Annotated in this window: 14 protein-coding genes; 12 read left to right on the top strand and 2 right to left on the bottom strand. The window is 41.8% G+C overall.

Going from position 1 to position 17,408, the window contains the following annotated elements:
* Nucleotides 1–9: 9 nt before the first annotated feature.
* The 11 genes from NB463_RS10015 (at nucleotide 10) to NB463_RS09965 (ending at nucleotide 14,873) form a co-directional block, all read left to right on the top strand.
* Nucleotides 10–804, top strand: a complete 795-nt coding sequence (locus NB463_RS10015) for a type VI secretion system accessory protein TagJ (RefSeq protein ID WP_258432401.1) — start codon at nucleotides 10–12, stop codon at nucleotides 802–804.
* A 7-nt stretch (nucleotides 805–811) separates the two neighbouring features.
* Nucleotides 812–1,276 (top strand): type VI secretion system baseplate subunit TssE, encoded by a 465-nt coding sequence (tssE, locus tag NB463_RS10010; protein WP_012842186.1) that lies wholly within the window; start codon nucleotides 812–814, stop codon nucleotides 1,274–1,276.
* Nucleotides 1,273–3,096 (top strand): type VI secretion system baseplate subunit TssF, encoded by a 1,824-nt coding sequence (gene tssF / locus NB463_RS10005; protein ID WP_258432400.1) that lies wholly within the window; start codon nucleotides 1,273–1,275, stop codon nucleotides 3,094–3,096. Before tssE ends, tssF begins: the two co-directional genes overlap by 4 nt.
* Nucleotides 3,093–4,058, top strand: coding sequence for a type VI secretion system baseplate subunit TssG (gene tssG / locus NB463_RS10000; protein WP_046875360.1), 966 nt, complete (start codon nucleotides 3,093–3,095; stop codon nucleotides 4,056–4,058). Before tssF ends, tssG begins: the two co-directional genes overlap by 4 nt.
* A 10-nt stretch (nucleotides 4,059–4,068) precedes the next feature.
* Nucleotides 4,069–6,636 carry a type VI secretion system ATPase TssH gene (tssH, locus tag NB463_RS09995; RefSeq protein ID WP_258432388.1) on the top strand — a complete coding sequence of 856 codons (2,568 nt, stop codon included), beginning with the start codon at nucleotides 4,069–4,071 and terminating at the stop codon, nucleotides 6,634–6,636.
* Between the two features lie 208 nt (nucleotides 6,637–6,844).
* Nucleotides 6,845–7,324 (top strand): Hcp family type VI secretion system effector, encoded by a 480-nt coding sequence (locus NB463_RS09990; protein WP_005375967.1) that lies wholly within the window; start codon nucleotides 6,845–6,847, stop codon nucleotides 7,322–7,324.
* A 48-nt stretch (nucleotides 7,325–7,372) separates the two neighbouring features.
* On the top strand, nucleotides 7,373–9,208 hold the full coding sequence (tssI, locus tag NB463_RS09985; protein WP_104973741.1) for a type VI secretion system tip protein TssI/VgrG: 1,836 nt from the start codon (nucleotides 7,373–7,375) through the stop codon (nucleotides 9,206–9,208).
* 11 nt (nucleotides 9,209–9,219) lie between these two features.
* Complete coding sequence (locus tag NB463_RS09980) at nucleotides 9,220–9,510, top strand: PAAR domain-containing protein (RefSeq protein WP_005375969.1); 291 nt, start codon at nucleotides 9,220–9,222, stop codon at nucleotides 9,508–9,510.
* Nucleotides 9,511–10,350, top strand: coding sequence for an NAD/NADP transhydrogenase subunit beta (locus NB463_RS09975; protein ID WP_258431711.1), 840 nt, complete (start codon nucleotides 9,511–9,513; stop codon nucleotides 10,348–10,350).
* A gap of 323 nt (nucleotides 10,351–10,673) precedes the next feature.
* Nucleotides 10,674–11,807, top strand: a complete 1,134-nt coding sequence (locus tag NB463_RS09970) for an exonuclease SbcCD subunit D (protein WP_012842192.1) — start codon at nucleotides 10,674–10,676, stop codon at nucleotides 11,805–11,807.
* Between the two features lie 9 nt (nucleotides 11,808–11,816).
* Entirely contained in the window at nucleotides 11,817–14,873 is a 3,057-nt protein-coding gene (locus NB463_RS09965) for an AAA family ATPase (protein WP_258431712.1), read from the top strand.
* Nucleotides 14,874–14,929: 56 nt separating this feature from the next.
* Here NB463_RS09965 and NB463_RS09960 read toward each other — a convergent pair whose 3' ends face one another.
* Complete coding sequence (locus NB463_RS09960; RefSeq protein ID WP_005396397.1) at nucleotides 14,930–15,310, bottom strand: cystatin family protein; 381 nt, start codon at nucleotides 15,308–15,310, stop codon at nucleotides 14,930–14,932.
* A gap of 315 nt (nucleotides 15,311–15,625) precedes the next feature.
* Between NB463_RS09960 and NB463_RS09955 the strand changes: the two genes are divergently transcribed.
* Nucleotides 15,626–16,159 (top strand): lipocalin family protein, encoded by a 534-nt coding sequence (locus NB463_RS09955; RefSeq protein WP_258431713.1) that lies wholly within the window; start codon nucleotides 15,626–15,628, stop codon nucleotides 16,157–16,159.
* A gap of 197 nt (nucleotides 16,160–16,356) precedes the next feature.
* On the opposite strand, the gene NB463_RS09950 is transcribed toward NB463_RS09955, so the two are convergent.
* A complete protein-coding gene (locus tag NB463_RS09950) occupies nucleotides 16,357–17,352 on the bottom strand; it encodes a succinylglutamate desuccinylase/aspartoacylase family protein (protein WP_145472990.1) in 996 nt (331 codons plus the stop codon).
* Nucleotides 17,353–17,408 lie beyond the last annotated feature (56 nt).

The following is a 17,408-nucleotide window of genomic DNA, read 5'->3' as shown; positions in this document are numbered from 1 at the left end:
GAAATAACAATGACCCAATGGAAAAATGCTTTGTCCCAAGGCCAATTGCAACAAGCTCTAGAGCTATTAATTGATGAAATTAAAGCGGCGCCTAAAGATGCAAGCTTGAGAAGCTCGTTCATTGAGCTGCTTTGCATTGATGGAGACTTCGAGCGTGCGGATGAGCAACTTATGCAATCGATCAAATTGTTTCCTGAGTATCTACCTGGTGCAAGTCAGTTGCGACATTTAGTGAAATCGGCCCAGGCTAGAAAAGATTTTATCGACGGTGCGGCTAGTGCCAAGGTATTAGGTGACGAGGAATTCACTAAAGAGCTTGTTCGCTTTAACCTCGCTCTCAAAAATCAAGACTATGCAGAAGCGTCACACTTAGCGCATAGCATTGAAGAGCAGCGTACTATTAAAGGCTTTAACATAAACGGTACAAACTATGAAGATGCTAGGGATATTGATGATCGTTTAGGTGGTTACATTGAACTTTTTTCCACCGCGGGTAACTATTTTCTTGTTCCAATTTCTAGCATTCAAGCACTAGAAATAAAAGCACCTACCTCTTTATTAGAAAGTATTTGGCGACCTGTAGAGTTTGATATTGACGGACTTGGCGAAGGAGAAGGCCATATGCCATTGACCTATGTTGACTCAGAAACTGACGCACAAAAGCTAGGTCGAGAAACAGATTGGAAACAGCTTGGTGAGCAAGAATCCTTCGTGGGTTTAGGCCAAAAATGTTGGCTAGTTGGTGATTCAGCCCTCCCAATCTGTGACTTGACTACATTGTTAGAGTCGAAACAAATAGCGTAACAATAACATGTCTTTAACCGTTTCTCTGCTCGACAAATTGATGGATAGTGATCCTTCAACTAGAGATGAAAAAGACTTCCCTACGAGCCAACAACAGATGTTGAACAGCTTGCTTAGAGATCTGGAGTCTATGTTAAATAGTCGTATCGGATGGAAAAACATTCCTGATGATCTTTTAGAGGTTCGCTATTCAATATTGAATTATGGTCTGCCAGACTTTTCCTCTATGCCTTATAGCAGCCAAGAGGGGCAGAATCAGCTTTGTGACATTGTTCATGATGCAATTAAAGAGTTCGAGCCTAGGTTAAGGAATCCTTATGTCCAGATTTCGGACGAGAAAAACGCTATTGATAGGGTGTTGAGGTTACAAATCAGCGCCACTTGCTTAATTGATAACAGCATTCATGAAGTGCGATTCAATTCTGAAGTAGAGCCGGTAAATTTAGGTATGAAACTGAGTAGAGCGAAATGAGTGAAGAGTTTCTCAAATACTATAATCGCGAGTTAGCTTATTTACGTCACAAAGGACAAGAGTTTGGGGAGCAGTATCCTAAGATCGCCGCGAGACTCCGTATCAGTGAGGAGCAGGTTGACGATCCACATGTAGAAAGATTGCTAGAAGGTTGTGCATTTCTAACGGCAAGGATTAGGCAAAGTTTAGACAATAGTTATCCTCAGTTTACTGAATCTTTGATGGGGCAGTTATATCCGGATTTTCACGCACCAATTCCATCAATGTCCGTCATTAAGATGAACTGCTCTAGCTCCACTTCCTCTTTTTTTGACGTAGAAGAAGGTGAGCGAGTCGTTATCGGTGCTCCTGGATACCACGAATGCGAGTTTAGAACCTGTTATCCGGTCAGAATGTACCCTGTTGATGTGACCTCTGGCGCTTTCAAAAACGCACCGCTTAAATCGGTGGGCTCCCAATGGGAAAGCCATGCTCATTCAGTTCTGAAAATCCAGCTCACCGCCCAAGATGAAGAGACATCTCTGAGTGAAATGGGATTAGAACGGTTGCGCTTTTATTTAAACGGGCAATCTCAGTTGACGTTTAAACTTTACCAAATGCTATTTCAAAATCTAATTGGTTTATCTGTCGTTGCGGGTGGCAAAGAAGTTCGGTCTTTAACGAAAAGGCATCTTATTGAAGTGGGATTTTCAGAAGATGAGAAGGTTGTTCCATACAGTAAGAGAAGCTTTTCGGGAGCAAGATTACTTGTTGAGTATCTGCACTTTCCTGAGAAGTTCATGTTCTTTGATATCACTGAACTCGGATTATCAGAGCTAGCTCTTGGAGAGCAAGCTGAACTGTATTTTTACTTTGATACCAATGATGATTGGCTTCCTAAGCAAGTGGATGAAGAGAGCTTGATGGTTGGTTGTGTGCCAGTCGTCAACTTATTTAAAAGTGTTATGGAGCCCAAGCGTATTCTACCAACCGAGTACGATTACCACTTATCACCGCAATACCAGGAAGCCGAGAGTAATGAGGTTGTCTCTATTTCTGACGTAACGTTGAGAAACTGGAACAAAACGTATCACAACCTGCCATGTTATCACGCTGGTGAGCACACGCATTATATGAACGCCAGTGAAATTTATTGGTTGATGAGACGTGAGGATAAAAATTGGGCTGGTGGATACGATGAGCCGGGTAGGGAAACTTACATTTCTTTTGTTGATAAAAGGCATCAATTGTTCAGTCCGGAGAGCCGAGAAAACTGGTTAATGTACGTTGAAGCTGAGTGCTGCAATCGTAATTTAGCGCAGAAGCTTCCATTTGGAGGTGGTCTTCCAAAAGTCTCTTTGCCGGAAGTAAATGACAACTTCGAGTCAGTTCGTTGTTTAGTTTCTATATCAGAAACCCTCCGGCCAGAAATGGATGAAAGTACACGATGGCAGTTAACTAAGCTTCTAACTTTAAACCACTTTACCGAAGAAGATGGATTAACAACTTTGAAGCAAACTCTGAATCTCTATGCATTTTCTGGGACCGCAGAAACGAAAGCGGTAATTGATGCTTTATCGAAGTTAGAGTTCGAGCCGACTACCGGCAGAGTCAGTCAGAAAGGTAAAGTTGGTTTTGCGCACGGTATAAAAATCATTTTGACGGTTTCTGATCAAATTTTACCTAAAGAGCAAATCTTCCTCCTAGGTAGTGTGCTATCCGTTTACTTTGCACAATATGCTGAAATTAACATTTTTACGCAGCTAGAAATAAGACTTAAGTCAACGGGAAAGCCCTTCCACTTATGGCCTGCATTAACTGGCGATAAGGTGTTGCTATGATCGCGGAGCAATTTTATCGAGATCTAAAGCAACATCCGTTGTTTGAAGCAATTCACCTTATCGAACACGAGATCTTGCAAGCCGAGGCACAAATAGGGACAGATGCTCTACCGAAGCATGAAAAACTAAACTTAAAGGTCAATCCATCATTAGGTTTTGAAAATGCGCAGCTTTGCGATCTAAAACATATTGATAGCCACAAGCTAGCACTTGAAACCAATTTAATAGGCCTAACGGGTGAGCAGGGGGTGCTTCCTCAGCACTACAGCGAGTTAGCTTTGCATCGTCAAAAAGAAGGCGATACGGCAATGGTGGACTTCTACGATATTTTTAACCATCGTTTACTGTCTCTTTACTATCGATGCTGGCAACTGAGTCAATTGACCGTTCAGTCTCGTGCTCATGCACAGGGATTACGTTCACCTTTAGAAGATTGTAAGTCGGCATTAACTGGCCAGGGTAGTTCGTTGTCCCTGCATTATGGTGGTGTTTTTGCTTCACCGACGAGAAGCAAAGCTGGACTAAAAAGTGTTCTTGAATGTTTATCTGGATGCCAAGTAAAGATTCATGAGTTTCAAGGGCAGTGGCTACATCTTGCAAAAGAAGAGCAAACACGTCTTTCATCTCGAACTATGCCAGAAGGGCAGTTTGCTCAACTTGGTTCCGGAGCATCCTTAGGCTCGAAAGCTTGGAATATAAACGCAGGAACAACGATCGAGTTTCTGCCAAAGCACAAAGATCTGGTTAGTAAATTACTGCCTAACCATCCAAATGTAGAAATTATTAAACGTGCGGCTTATGAATTTATTGGTAAGCATAAGCAAGTGAAATGGCAGCTCACCACCAAACATAGTTTATTACCTCAAGTTTGTTTATCAAAAAAACATGGTCAGTTAGGTGTTGGTTCTGTACTTAAAAAACATAAACGCACAAAAGATCGAACCATAACAATTACTATTTAAAGGAAACATAATGGCTTCACTCTCACTTTCAGCGTTGGTCGAAAGATTGTCTCCTCAGGCTAAGGAAACACTTGAACAAGCAGCTGCGATGGCAAGCTCTCGAACCCATCACAGTATTGAAATGTCTCACTGGTTAATGACGATTATTCAACATCCTGCCGATATTTATTCAGAAGTTTTCGACGAATTTGATGTCGATAAAATCAAGGTTGAAACTGATCTTCAAAAGACACTTGAAAAATACAAAACGGGATGTCAATCGGTCCCAGGTCTTTCAGCTCACACAGTGACTGTGATGCAAAATGCTTTGCTATCGGCAACGATTGAGTTCAATCAGGAGCAGTTGGATTGCATTCATCTTTTATTTGCCTACTTGTCTGATGATACGTTAGTCAACATGGCTGGTTCGATTAGCCCTGAGTTAAACAAGATAGAACCATCTCGGTTATTGAACTTTAAAGAAAGTAATACGCGTCAATCAGGATCGAATGACCTAGGGAAATCAAACGCGAATTCTGCGCTGAATCAATTTACAACAGATCTTACTGAGCAGGCTAGGGAAGGTAAGATAGATCCGGTTATTGGTAGAGACAATGAAATCCGTTTAATGATCGACATCTTATTAAGACGTCGACAAAACAACCCGATTCTAACTGGTGAAGCTGGCGTTGGAAAAACAGCCGTTGTTGAAGGTTTGGCGCAAAAGATTATTGATGGCGATGTACCTCCTGCTCTACAAAATGTAGCGATTAAGTCTTTGGATCTGGCGTTATTGCAAGCTGGTGCTGGCATGAAAGGTGAGTTTGAAAACAGACTTAAAAACCTTGTGAAAGAAGTTAACGACGCACCACAACCCATTATTTTGTTTATCGATGAAGCACATGGTCTGATTGGTGGTGGGGGACAAGCAGGACAAGGTGATGCAGCGAATATTCTAAAGCCAGCGTTAGCGAGAGGTGAACTCAGGACGATCGCAGCAACAACTTGGGCAGAATATAAAAAGTATTTTGAAAAAGACGCGGCTCTTACCAGACGCTTTCAAGTAGTGAAGGTCGACGAGCCAGCGCCGGAGCTAGCGATCGAGATGTTACGTGGTTTACTTGACGTAATGGCACAACACCATGACGTCCACATCACTAGCCAGGCCCTCAATGCTGCCGTTCAACTCTCAGCTCGATACATTAATGGCCGACAACTGCCAGATAAGGCTGTGTCTGTTTTAGACACAGCCTGCTCGCGAGTCGCGTTAAGTCAATCGTCTACACCGGGAGGTCTAGATGCGAAAAGGAATAAACTAAAAGCTAAGCAAGCTGAGTATGAGCACCTAAGCCAAGAAAGTCAGCTAGGTGCACCTCTTGATATGCAGTTGCAAGATGTCAGAAAAGAGATTGATGTTCTATCTAGTGAAATAGTTGAACTAGAGATGCTGTGGGAGAAAGAAAAAGAGTGGGTAAGTGAAGCTAAGTCACTTAGAGCTCAAATAATCAAGGAGGGCTCTGAGACTGCTAAGGACAAGTTACAGGAGCTCGAAAGTAGCCTCTCCGCTAACTCGCAGCCATTAGTATTTTCGCATGTCAATGAAGCGCTTATTGCAGAAGTAATTTCAGATTGGACCGGGATACCACTGGGCAAACTTCAGGATGATGAAATCCAAGCTGTACTGAGTTTGAAAGATAGTTTGTGTAAACGAGTTGTCGGACAGGATCACGCTTTGGAAGTCATGTCTGAAGTGATAAAAACTGCCAGTGCACAGCTCACGGATGAGACACGACCAAATGGTGTATTTCTTCTCACGGGACCAAGTGGAGTGGGTAAAACTGAGTCTGCTTTAGCTATTGCAGAGAAAGTGTACGGCAGTGAAGAGAATGTCACAACTATCAATATGTCCGAGTTTAAAGAAGAGCACAAAGTTTCCTTATTATTAGGCTCGCCTCCAGGTTATGTTGGGTATGGCGAAGGTGGCGTACTTACTGAAGCCGTCAGACGCAAACCTTATAGTGTGATTCTTTTGGATGAAATGGAAAAAGCGCACCCTGGAGTTCAAGATATTTTTTATCAGGTATTCGATAAAGGCTCAATTAAAGATGGTGAAGGTCGCGATATAGATTTTAAAAACACTATTATTATTATGACCGCGAATACAGGGACCGAAACGACGATGTCTTTGTATTCTGATCCTGATTTGTATCCAGAACCTTCAGCACTAAAAGATGCTTTGCGTGACGATTTGTTGGTTGACTTTAAACCTGCATTTTTAGGACGTGTTAATGTATTACCTTATTTGCCTCTATCAAGAGAAATATTGATAGAAATAACAAAATTAAAATTAGCCGAAGTTACGAATCGCATTCGTAAAAATTACGGCGCTGACCTATTTTTTGATGAAGAACTAATTAATGATATTGTAGACAATAGTAATGAGTCAGGGAGCGGTGCACGTGTGGTACAGACAACCATAGAAAACACATTACTTCCCAAGATTTCTCATGAAATATTGCATGCAATTCTTAATGATAAGACGTTTGATGAAGTTATTGTTAAAGGTACAACTAGTGGACTTGATGTCTCAATAGTTTAACATCCTTTACACTCTCAATAATAATTGGGAGTTGGTTCATATTAACTATTATTTTTTATAAAAAACGCTTAAATTAAGTCTTATTTAAAGATATAACAGGGCGTATTTAAAATGAAGTTTTTGATACATTAATCACTAATTATCATCAAGCGTCAGATAATTAAATTACTACGATATATGTCAATTAATAATGCTATAGGAGATTAGCATGCAGTCTAATACGTATCTTAAATACGCAGATATTAAGGGTGAGGCAACTGCCGAGCAATATAAAGATTTGATTACACTACTATCTGTAGATTGGAGTGTAGGTCGTGAGATCTCATCATACACTGGTACAGCGATGGACCGTGAAGCGAGCGCTACTCGTCTATATGATTTGACTATCACTAAACTTCAAGACCGTTCTTCTCCTGACTTATTTAAAGAAGCGACAATTGGTAAAGGTAAACCTGCGGTTTTCCATATTACTAAGCAGGGTGAGAAAGTTGAAGAAATCATGAAGATCGAACTGACTGATGCGATGATTTCTAACTACTCAGTTTCTATTCAGGATGATCGTCCAGTTGAAACCATCACTATTTCTTACACTGAAATGATGATGACAGTGACTCCTACTGACGATAAAAACAACACTTCTGCGCCATTGGTTTACGGCTACAGCGGTGTTAAAGGTCAACAAATGTAATTTTTATGCGGGGGGATATTCCCCCGCATTTTTTGAAAGAAGTATTTAATGAAAAGAGCAACTCAAGATAACAATTTCATCCGAATTTCCTCTCCATTCGGAAAAGATGCCATCATACTAAACTCATTTGAGTATAGAGAAGAGATCTCAGAACTTTTTTCATTGCGTGCTAAAGCTTACTTTAATGATCAACGAAGTGAGTTAAACGAAATAATTGGTAAAGAAGTAACAATTATCCTTGAAAATAGTGAGGATGTTTCTTCAAAACCTCGTTATATACATGGTTATGTATCTGCTGCAAGATTGGAAGGGCAACGAGTTTCTAATGCTCATAATGGTGAGAATTATAAAAATATAGAGTTATTAATAGAGCCTAAATTACGTTTCGCCGATTATAGAAAAAATTGCAGAATATTTCAGCATAAAGATATAAAAGAAATTATATCCGAAGTACTCTCGGAGCATAGTGTCGCCTTTAGTTTTGAGTTAACTAAGTCGTACCCTAAATACACATACAAAGTGCAATATGAAGAGTCAGACCTTGAATTTGTCCGACGCTTATTGTCAGAAGAAGGGCTATCGTTCTGTTTCACACACACTAAGTCTGTCCACACGCTTAAGATTTTTGACGACATCAGTTTCTATAAGCCGGGTACAGAGTTTTTAGTCGATTTTGATACAGGTACGGCTAAGTCTAGCCATATTTCTTCTTGGCATGAAACCCAAGTTTTGACGACTAAAGCAAGCCAAAAGTCTGGCTATAACATGCTTAAGCCTTCGTCTAATCCTAAAAATACTGCCAAGGGTGAAAGTGATTTTTTTACCGTGCCTGAAAGCGAGTATTTTGAATACATGGGTGAAACGGAAAGTGATGACCAATACGCACTTAGAAACACGCACGCTATAGAAGCACTACAGCAAAACGCATATCTGTGCCGTGGCGAGGCAACGTGTCGAACGTTCAGTGTGGGAAAGTGCTTTAAGTTTAAAAAGCATGAAGATAAGTCTCGAGTCGGCAAAGAATACGTACTGTCCTCCGTTTTTTTATCTGCGGCTGTTTATAATCAGACTGGTCAAGGTGGCACTGCTGCGCAAGGTGTTAAAGTATCATTTAGTTGTGTTGACTCAAAAACAATCCTTCGCCCTTCAGTGAACTATCCGAAACCTCAGATGAAAGGTTTGCAAACCGCAGTGGTAACGGGAAACAAAGATGGCGAAATTTACATAGACAAACACGGTCGTATTAAAGTTCAGTTTCACTGGGATCGTGTTGGTAAATACGATGTAAACAGCTCATGTTGGATTCGTGTTGCGCAAAATATCGCGGGTAACGGATGGGGCTCGGTGTTTCATCCTAGAGTAGGACAAGAGGTCATCGTCGAGTTTGTCAATGGCGATCCTGACCAGCCAATTGTTACGGGGTCACTGTACAATGGTAGTCAACTCCCTCCCTACACGTTACCAGAGCAAAGCTCTCAAAGTGGTTATAAATCGCGTTCTGTACAAAAAGGCACATCTAATTTTAATGAGTTGCGCTTTGATGACAAACCCGGTGAAGAACACATCTATCTTCATGCCGAAAAACTTTTCCAAATGCTAGTTGAAGACTGTGTTGATATTGCCGTTGAAAACAGTAAAACCGAAAAAGTGACGAACGATGTCAATCAAGAGATTGGCAAGAATGCGACCTTGAAAGTAGGTAAAAACTTTTCTAATGAAACGGGTGAAGTGTTGTCTTTTAATGCAGGAAAGAGTATCGAGATCAAAGTCGGTGGCGCTTCGATTCAGATGTCTAGTTCCGGAGAAATCAACATCAAAGGCAATAAAATATCTATTAACGGTTCTGCTATCGCTCTTAAAGCTGGGCAAATTTCATTGAACTAAGGTGATTTAAAGTGGGTAAACCAGCCGCGATATTGGGCAGCTTTCATCTTTGTCCTAAAAAAACAGGAAAAATTCCTCATGTAGGTGGCCCCGTCGTAGTTGGCTCGCCAAACGTGACAATTGGCGGCATTCCAGCGGCTAGGCAGGGAGATAAGCTTATATGTATAGGTCCTCCGGATAGCATCTCAGCAGGCTCTTCTAGCGTTACAATCAACGGTAAGCCAGCTGCAAGGGTCGGGGATTCAACGTCTCATGGTGGTAAAATTCTGTCTGGCATGCCTACGGTTTTAATCGGAGGCTAGATGCCACTCGCATTTCAAACTCATCTTCTTGCTATTAATGGCAGGCCATACACTGTTCGTGAGATAGCTAACGAATGTTTTAGATTGCCCGCAGAAACACCAAGATCCTATCCTGATCAATCACTGTATGAGCAGATATTAAATCTTGTGCGCTCTAAGCGCGAGATACTGGAGCAAAGTGATATCAAAGGGAATATCTGCGTTCTTTTACCGTCTTCGGTAGATAAAAGCTTGCTTAAGGCATTGATAAACGAGTTTTCTCTTATCCTTGGTAACTCTGCCAATAGAGAAATTTATTTTTATCCTTATGGTCAAGCGGCGTTCTTGATGGCGCTAAATCGGATAAACCGTGAAGTTAACGAAACACAAGCAACTTGGATACTGGCTATAGAAATTGCTCGCGATGCAGAAGAGCATGCCAAATCTCAAAACTCGATCATTTTGACGAAGTGCTTTTTTCAACAGTCCGGCCTTGTTACTGATGATGTTCGAATTGATTTAGATACCAAACAACAAAGCATTGCTGTCGATAAAGTGTTTAAACAACTTGGAGTAGGGTGTGATCACTCACTTAGTGAGTTGCATTTATCCATTGATGGAGATAAGCCTCGATGGTTAAATGCTATGCAATTCTTGTCTCCTTGGGTGACCGATCAAACTCAGTATCAATTTATTGATGTTAAACTAGGAGGGCTGGGCGCATGCGGAGGTGTTTTAAAAGTGTTAATGATTGAGGAGCATCAAAGAAGCAGCCTCAACTCAGACTTCCACGTTTTGCAAGCTGATATCGAGCCAGATGGTTATACGGTGGGAGTTCTATACAATTGGCATAACGAGTAGTTCTTGAGCTAGTTTGTCCCTTCTAAACGTTGGTTTTTAATGGTTTAAATGTGACGGTTTTTTTATTCGAGACCATCGCTTAATGTTGCTTAAAAGGTGTTTATACAACGTTCTTCTCGCTTTCCGGTGAAATAGTGAACCATAGAACATAAACTACATGAAAAGCTGTTCGACTCAAGATATCCTAACCCAAATTAAATATATTGAGCTTTGGTTTGTGCCAGATTCAGCCAGTCGCGTAATACTCTGATGTTTACACGGCTGAAATTCGGATTCTTGCAAGAGCAAACCTAGCTTAAAGATTTGGCGGAAAGTGAATTCGAATGAAGTTTATCCACACCTCAGATTGGCATCTTGGTCGACAATTCCACAATGTATCACTACTCGAAGACCAACAAGCAGTACTCGAACAACTGATTAACTATATTGAACACAATCCCGTTGATGCCGTTGTAGTGGCGGGAGATATTTATGACCGTTCGGTGCCACCAACGGTTGCAATAGAACTGCTAAATCGAGTCGTGAAGCGTATTTGTACTGAACTGAAAACACCGATGATATTGATATCTGGCAACCATGATGGTGCAGAAAGATTAGGTTTTGGCTCAGAGCAAATGAAAAATGCAGGCCTTCATATTGTTAGTAACTTTGAAGATATGCTAACTCCCATCATCATAAAAACGGACTCTGCGGGTGAGGTAGCGTTTTATGGCATGCCTTATAACGACCCTGAACAGGTCAGATTTGCCTACAAAACCTCGGTATCAACTCATGATGAGGCACATCAACTGCTTGTAGAGCAAATAAGAGAGCATTTCATTTCAGAGCAAAGGCGTGTTCTCGTTAGCCACTGTTTTGTTGATGGTGCTATTGAGTCTGACTCTGAACGACCACTATCTATTGGTGGCTCTGACCGCGTAAGTCATGAGCATTTCTTAGATTTCGACTACGTCGCACTTGGTCATTTACATCAACCTCAAAAGAAAGGCGCAGAGCATATCCGTTATTCTGGTTCACTTATGAAGTATAGTTTTGGTGAACAGAACCAGAAGAAAGGCTTCACGTTAGTCGAACTAGACAAGAAAGGATTTGTCTCTGCTAAACATATTGAGCTAATTGCCCCTCATGAAATGCGCATTGTTGAGGGAGAGCTAGATAAAGTCATAGAGCAGGGCAAGACTGATCCTAAAAATGAAGATTATTTGTTAGTTCGTTTGATGGATAAACATGCGATTTTAAATCCAATGGAAAAGCTTCGTTCGGTTTATCCAAACGTTTTACATCTTGAGAAACCGGGCATGTTAATTGGGGTAGAGCAGGAAATGGCGCAAGCAAAGTTGGCACGAAGCGAAATTGATATGTTCAGAGACTTTTTTATTGAGGCGCAAGATAGTCAATTATCCCAAGAGCAAGAACAAGCCGTTACTGACATTATTAAGCAATTATCACAGCAATAGGGACCAAAGATGAAACCAATCAAACTTACCATGCAAGCCTTTGGTCCGTTTGCAAAAACCGAAGTCATTGACTTTGAAAAGCTTGGCCGTAACCCTCTGTTTTTGATTAATGGTCCTACAGGCTCAGGTAAAACGTCGATCTTAGATGCCATTTGCTTTGCCCTTTACGGTGAAACTACCGGTAATGAGCGGCAAGGCATCCAGATGCGATGTGACTTATCGGCGCAAGACTTACCAACCGAAGTCGCTCTAGAATTTTCGTTACATGGCAAACAATACCGAGTTGTGCGATCTCCAGAGCAGGAAGCGCCCAAAGCGCGTGGTGAAGGGATGACGGTAAAAAAGCACACTGCGGCTCTTTATGAACTCGGCGAGACCGAAAAGCTCATCACTAGCAAGACGACTCAGGTTAAAACTGAAGTGAGCAATATTATTGGTTTGAATGAAACGCAATTTCGCCAAGTAATGGTATTGCCTCAAGGAAAGTTCCGAGAGCTGTTGCTTGCTAGTTCTAAAGAGCGCGAAGAAATTTTTGGCCAGCTCTTTCAAACGGACATATATAAAAAAATTGAGTACGCCCTCAAGGATAAAGCGAGCGCAATCAGTAAAGCGAAAGATGAATTTGATAATCAAATTCGAGGCGCTTTACAAGTTGCTGGAGTGAGTTCAGAGCAGGAATTATTACACCAGCTTGAACAAGCAGCTGAGCAGCTAGAGGTCGATAGAAAGAATGAACAAGCTTCGTTAGATAAGCTAAATGTTGCTAAATCTGAATTACAAAAAGCGGAAACTATTAATGGAGAGTTTTCGAAACGAGAGCAAGCAGAAAACGCACTCAAGCTGCATCTAGAACACTCAGACTCGATAAAAGTTCGTCAACAGCAATTAGAAAATGCTAAAAATGCCAATAAGATAGAATTACCCTACGTCTCATTACAAAATGCAAAAACTCAAACTCAAGAGCTCAGACAAAAAATAGTTGCCTTGAAAGAGAGTCTTGATAAAGCCAATGCTGTTACGAAAGAAAAAGAAAACTTGCAGCAAAGTGCAAAAGAAGCCGCGGCAAAAGTCCCACAGTTAACGCAACTGCAGTATCAACTTGAAAGCATGAAAGACAAGTTGGTTGAAAAAGCTAACTTGGAAAGAAAAATAACGGCTGGTCATCAACAAAAACAACAATTTGAAGCAACGTTAAAACAGTACATAGAGCTGAAAGACAAGTTAGCGTTTCAGGCGCAACAGGGCCAGAAAGATCTAGAGCAAGCCCGAGTAGATGTTGCGCTTGTTGGAAGCATCGATGCGGAAATAAAACAAAAACAACGACTACTACAGGATCTACAAAAGCTGCATGGTCTTACTTTGGAGCTCTCTAAACTCACGGCGTTAACCGTAAGCAAGCAGCAGTCATTACAGGAAGCCAGTCAGCGCTATATGCAGTGTCAACACGCCGCTGATACGATAGAGCTTAAGTGGCATAATGCTCAAGCGGCAGTATTAGCGCAGCGACTAAAGGCAGGTGAAGCATGTCCGGTATGTGGCAGCCAAGCGCATCCTAACCCTGCAACGTTTGTTGAAGAAGTCGTTACAAAAGAGCAAGTTCAGGCTGCCAGAGTGAAAGAAAGAGAAGCTCAAACCTCACTGAACCAGCTAAGTAATCAGCAAGAACAACATAACGTTGTCATTATTCAGCATCAGAATCAAATCGACCAGTTGAAAGAAGAGCTTGGTGAGCATGCAGCATCTGGGATCTCGACGGTTCAAACTGAGTTGCAGGCGCTTAATGATCAACTTCTACGTCTACAATCTATTGATATTGAAAAGCTAGAAAAGAACGTTGAACAGCTTAATCAACGCTGCTTAGTGGGTGAAAATAAAATTCATGAGCTGCAGAATCAAATGGCGGCAAATGAATCAACCGTTCAAGCAAACCAAGAACAATTGACTCAATTACAAGCTTCCATTGATCCGAAATACAGTTCCGTTGATGCGCTTGAGCGTGACATTTCGCTCACAAAAGAGCAAATTCTGACCTTGAATACAGGTTTAGAAAAGGCGCAAAACGCTTTGCAGCAAGCGGTATTAGCGCAATCGAATGCTGAAAGTCAGTTAGTGACGAACAAGCAGTGGCTATCTGAGTCAGAACAAAAGCTTTGCCAAGCAGAATTAGCGTGGAATGAGGCATTACAGGCGAGTAAATTTGAGGATGAAAGCAGTTATCTAAATAGCAGAGTGACAGATGATGAGCTTCAAGCGTGGCAGAAAGAAATAGACAACTTCAAACAGACACAAACCAAGCTTGAACAAACACTACATGATTTAAACCATGCATTGAAAGCGCTTGAAAGACCGGACTTGGATTCGCTTACCGACAGCTTAACCACTCTGCAGGCGCAGTATATTGAAGTAAGGAATCAGCTCGATACCACGCGCTCAACCTTTGAGCGAATTGAAAAAGTTCGTAAAGATATTGCTACGCTGCATGAGAAAAATAGCAAGTTAGAAGAAGAATACAAAGTGTTTGGTACGTTATACGACGTTGCCAGCGGTAAAACAGGCAGCAGGGTTAGCCTGCATCGCTTTGTTCTTGGTGTACTGTTGGATGATGTGTTGATTCAGGCCTCTCAACGTTTAAGCCTCATGAGTAAAGGGCGCTATATTCTTGCTCGAAAAACAGAGGGCTTCAAAGGCGCTGCGGGTCGCGGCTTAGATTTAATGGTTGAAGATGGTTACACAGGAAAAACACGTGATGTTGCGACACTTTCCGGTGGTGAATCGTTTATGGCAGCGCTTGCTTTGGCGCTTGGCTTGTCGGATGTTGTGCAATCCTATAGTGGTGGTATCCGCTTAGACACTTTATTCATTGATGAGGGGTTCGGTAGTTTAGACCCAGAATCTTTGGATCTCGCGATTCAAACGCTAGTGGATTTACAACAGACTGGACGCATGATCGGTGTTATTTCTCACGTTTCTGAGTTAAAAGAACAAATGGCGCAGAGGATTGATGTTGAACCATCAAGAGTCGGTTCGACAGTATCGGTCAAATCTCAATGTAGCTTCGCTGTCTAATTCAGTTGCTATCACAAAACCCAAAGCCCCTATCTAGGGGCTTTCTTACTTAATCGCTACTGTTCGCAAAAGTGGCCTTCTTTTGGCGACTGGGTAATCGCATACTCACCATCTAGGTTGCGATAAACAACTGTATTCCAAATAGAGCCATCATCCAATTCAAACTCAATGGCATAGTTGACGCCGCTAACGATTTGCGCGTGAACGTTCAGTATTTGTTTGAACGACGCTATTGTGTCCATTCTTTTCAAAACAAAAGCCATTGCCTTTTGTGCATCAGGGGTAGCATTAAACTCATTCCACCCACCTGGCATGTTTCCTTGTGTATTACATACATCTGCCGAGGTTGTTAATTGTGTCGCTTGGCTTGGGTTTTCCTGCTGGCAACCTGCAAGCAATACCAAAAGTGCACAAACTGACACTGTTTTTAATTTCATAACAATAACCTCTGTCTATATCGCGACGTATTATAGGAGGGGGATATGACAGCGTATGTCTATATTGTGCAAAGTTTCTATATGCATACGGTTAAATGCTGACAAAATATACAAGTATGACCAACTTGTAAGTAAAACATAGAACAATATTGTTAGGGAATTGCTGACATAACGAGGTTTTGGTGTTCAGCAATGCTATTGATAATGAAGAACTGTGATGTGTAGCTACGTACCTTTGGGACAGTAGTGCGACTTAGTGATCGATTTGCTACCTTCTACAGTAAAATCAATCACTAAATCAAATTTAGGTGTTGTATGAAATCGCTAAAAACATTATTACTTTTATCACTTGTTACTTTATTTGGCTGTACCTCTAAACCTGATGGGGTGGAGCCAGTTAACAATTTTGATTTAGAGCCTTATCTAGGCAAGTGGTACGAAATCGCACGGCTCGATCATTCGTTTGAGCGTGGTCTATCCAACGTTACGGCCGAGTATCGGCTTCGCGAGGATGGTGGGGTTAAGGTGACAAACCGCGGATATTCAGAAGAAGATCAACAGTGGTCCGAAGCTGAAGGTAAAGCTTATTTTGTTGAAGACGAAACGGTTGGGCACTTAAAAGTCTCCTTTTTTGGGCCAATCTATTCTTCTTACATTGTGTTTGAGCTAGGTGAAAACTACGACTATGCGTTTGTCTCCGGTTACAACCACGATTACTTGTGGCTATTGTCTAGAACCCCCAACGTTGATGAGAAAATCCTGGAGCGTTTTAAGCAGCTTGCTAAAGAGAAAGGTTTCGCGTTAGATAAGCTAATTCTCGTTGATCAAGAGAGTGGACGACAGTTTTAAGTTCATCAATGTGACTTCTAAAATCAACAGAAGCGAAGTTTCTGTCTAGCGGTTTTGAGTTTTGCTTGGAATATTTTTGTTACCTTGTAACCTCATGTAAAAAAAATATAGCCCCATCATTTGTGATTACTCGTGATGGGGCTTATATAAATTTGAGTGAGCATCGAAAGGTAGATCTATCGACAAACGGTTATGGTTTACTTAATCAAACGAACGATCAGAGAGCCAGGCGCCCGAATAGATTCCACATTGTGGCTGAGCACTGTACCACTTGTAGGGGCGGTGTAGCGCTCAACTTCAGTGCCAAAGCTGTCGTATTGAATCGCAACCAGTTGGCCTTGCTCGACAAAATCCATCAAACCAACATGAGGTAGTACAAAGCCGCCATGTGTCGCTTTCACACTGACTATCTCGTTTCCTTCCAAGCATGAAGTGATAGGCTCTATCTCACCTTCTACGACGTTATGCTGCTTCAACACATTAAAAATGCCTGATACGGTTCGACTAATGAGTTTTTGCTCTGTGTAGCGCCCCATACCCACTTCAACCGTAATGCTTGGGACACCATGGTTATTCCAAACTGTTTCAAGGACGCCAGCATCTCCAGGATCATTTAAAATCGCATCAGGATTAATGAGACGAGCCATTTCTAATGATTGCTCAATTCGGAAGTCTGCAAACACGTATAGTGGATAGGCCGCACCACTGGTTTGAGTGTGAAGGTCAATGGCTAAATCAGCATTTGGCTTGAGCAGATCATTCCACAATGCATATAAGTAGCGTTGTGCCTCATTGCCGTTTTGGTCACCAGGGAAAAAACGGTTTAAGTTTGCAGGAGACGCATCCGGGTCTGCGGAATAGAAATCGCGGCTGTGGTTTAGCATACCTGGCATGTTAATGGTTGGAACAATAGTGACAGTACCAGCGACTTCAGTGCCAATGAGCTCTCTAGCGGTCTTCTGCGCTGCTAACACACCATTATATTCATCACCATGAACCCCTGCGGTGATCATGATTTTCTTGCCAGGTTTTTCACCTTTGAATACCAAAACAGGAAGATGTTGCCACTGAGAGAGCGCGTTGGTCGCGATGCGGAACCAAAACTTATGCTCACCCGGACCTAGGTCTGCTACATTGAGAGATTGAATCACTTGATGACCTTGAATCATGTCATCGAGAAGTTGTGTTGCCATTAAAGTTACCACTCCAAAACCATAAGCCAATCTAAAACCTTAACGTCGCCATACGA

Source organism: Vibrio sp. RM-41-2B (assembly GCF_024744415.1).
GTDB lineage: Bacteria > Pseudomonadota > Gammaproteobacteria > Enterobacterales > Vibrionaceae > Vibrio > Vibrio diabolicus.
The sequence above is the reverse complement of the archived record's forward strand: the minus strand, read 5'-3'. Positions and strand labels throughout refer to the sequence as shown.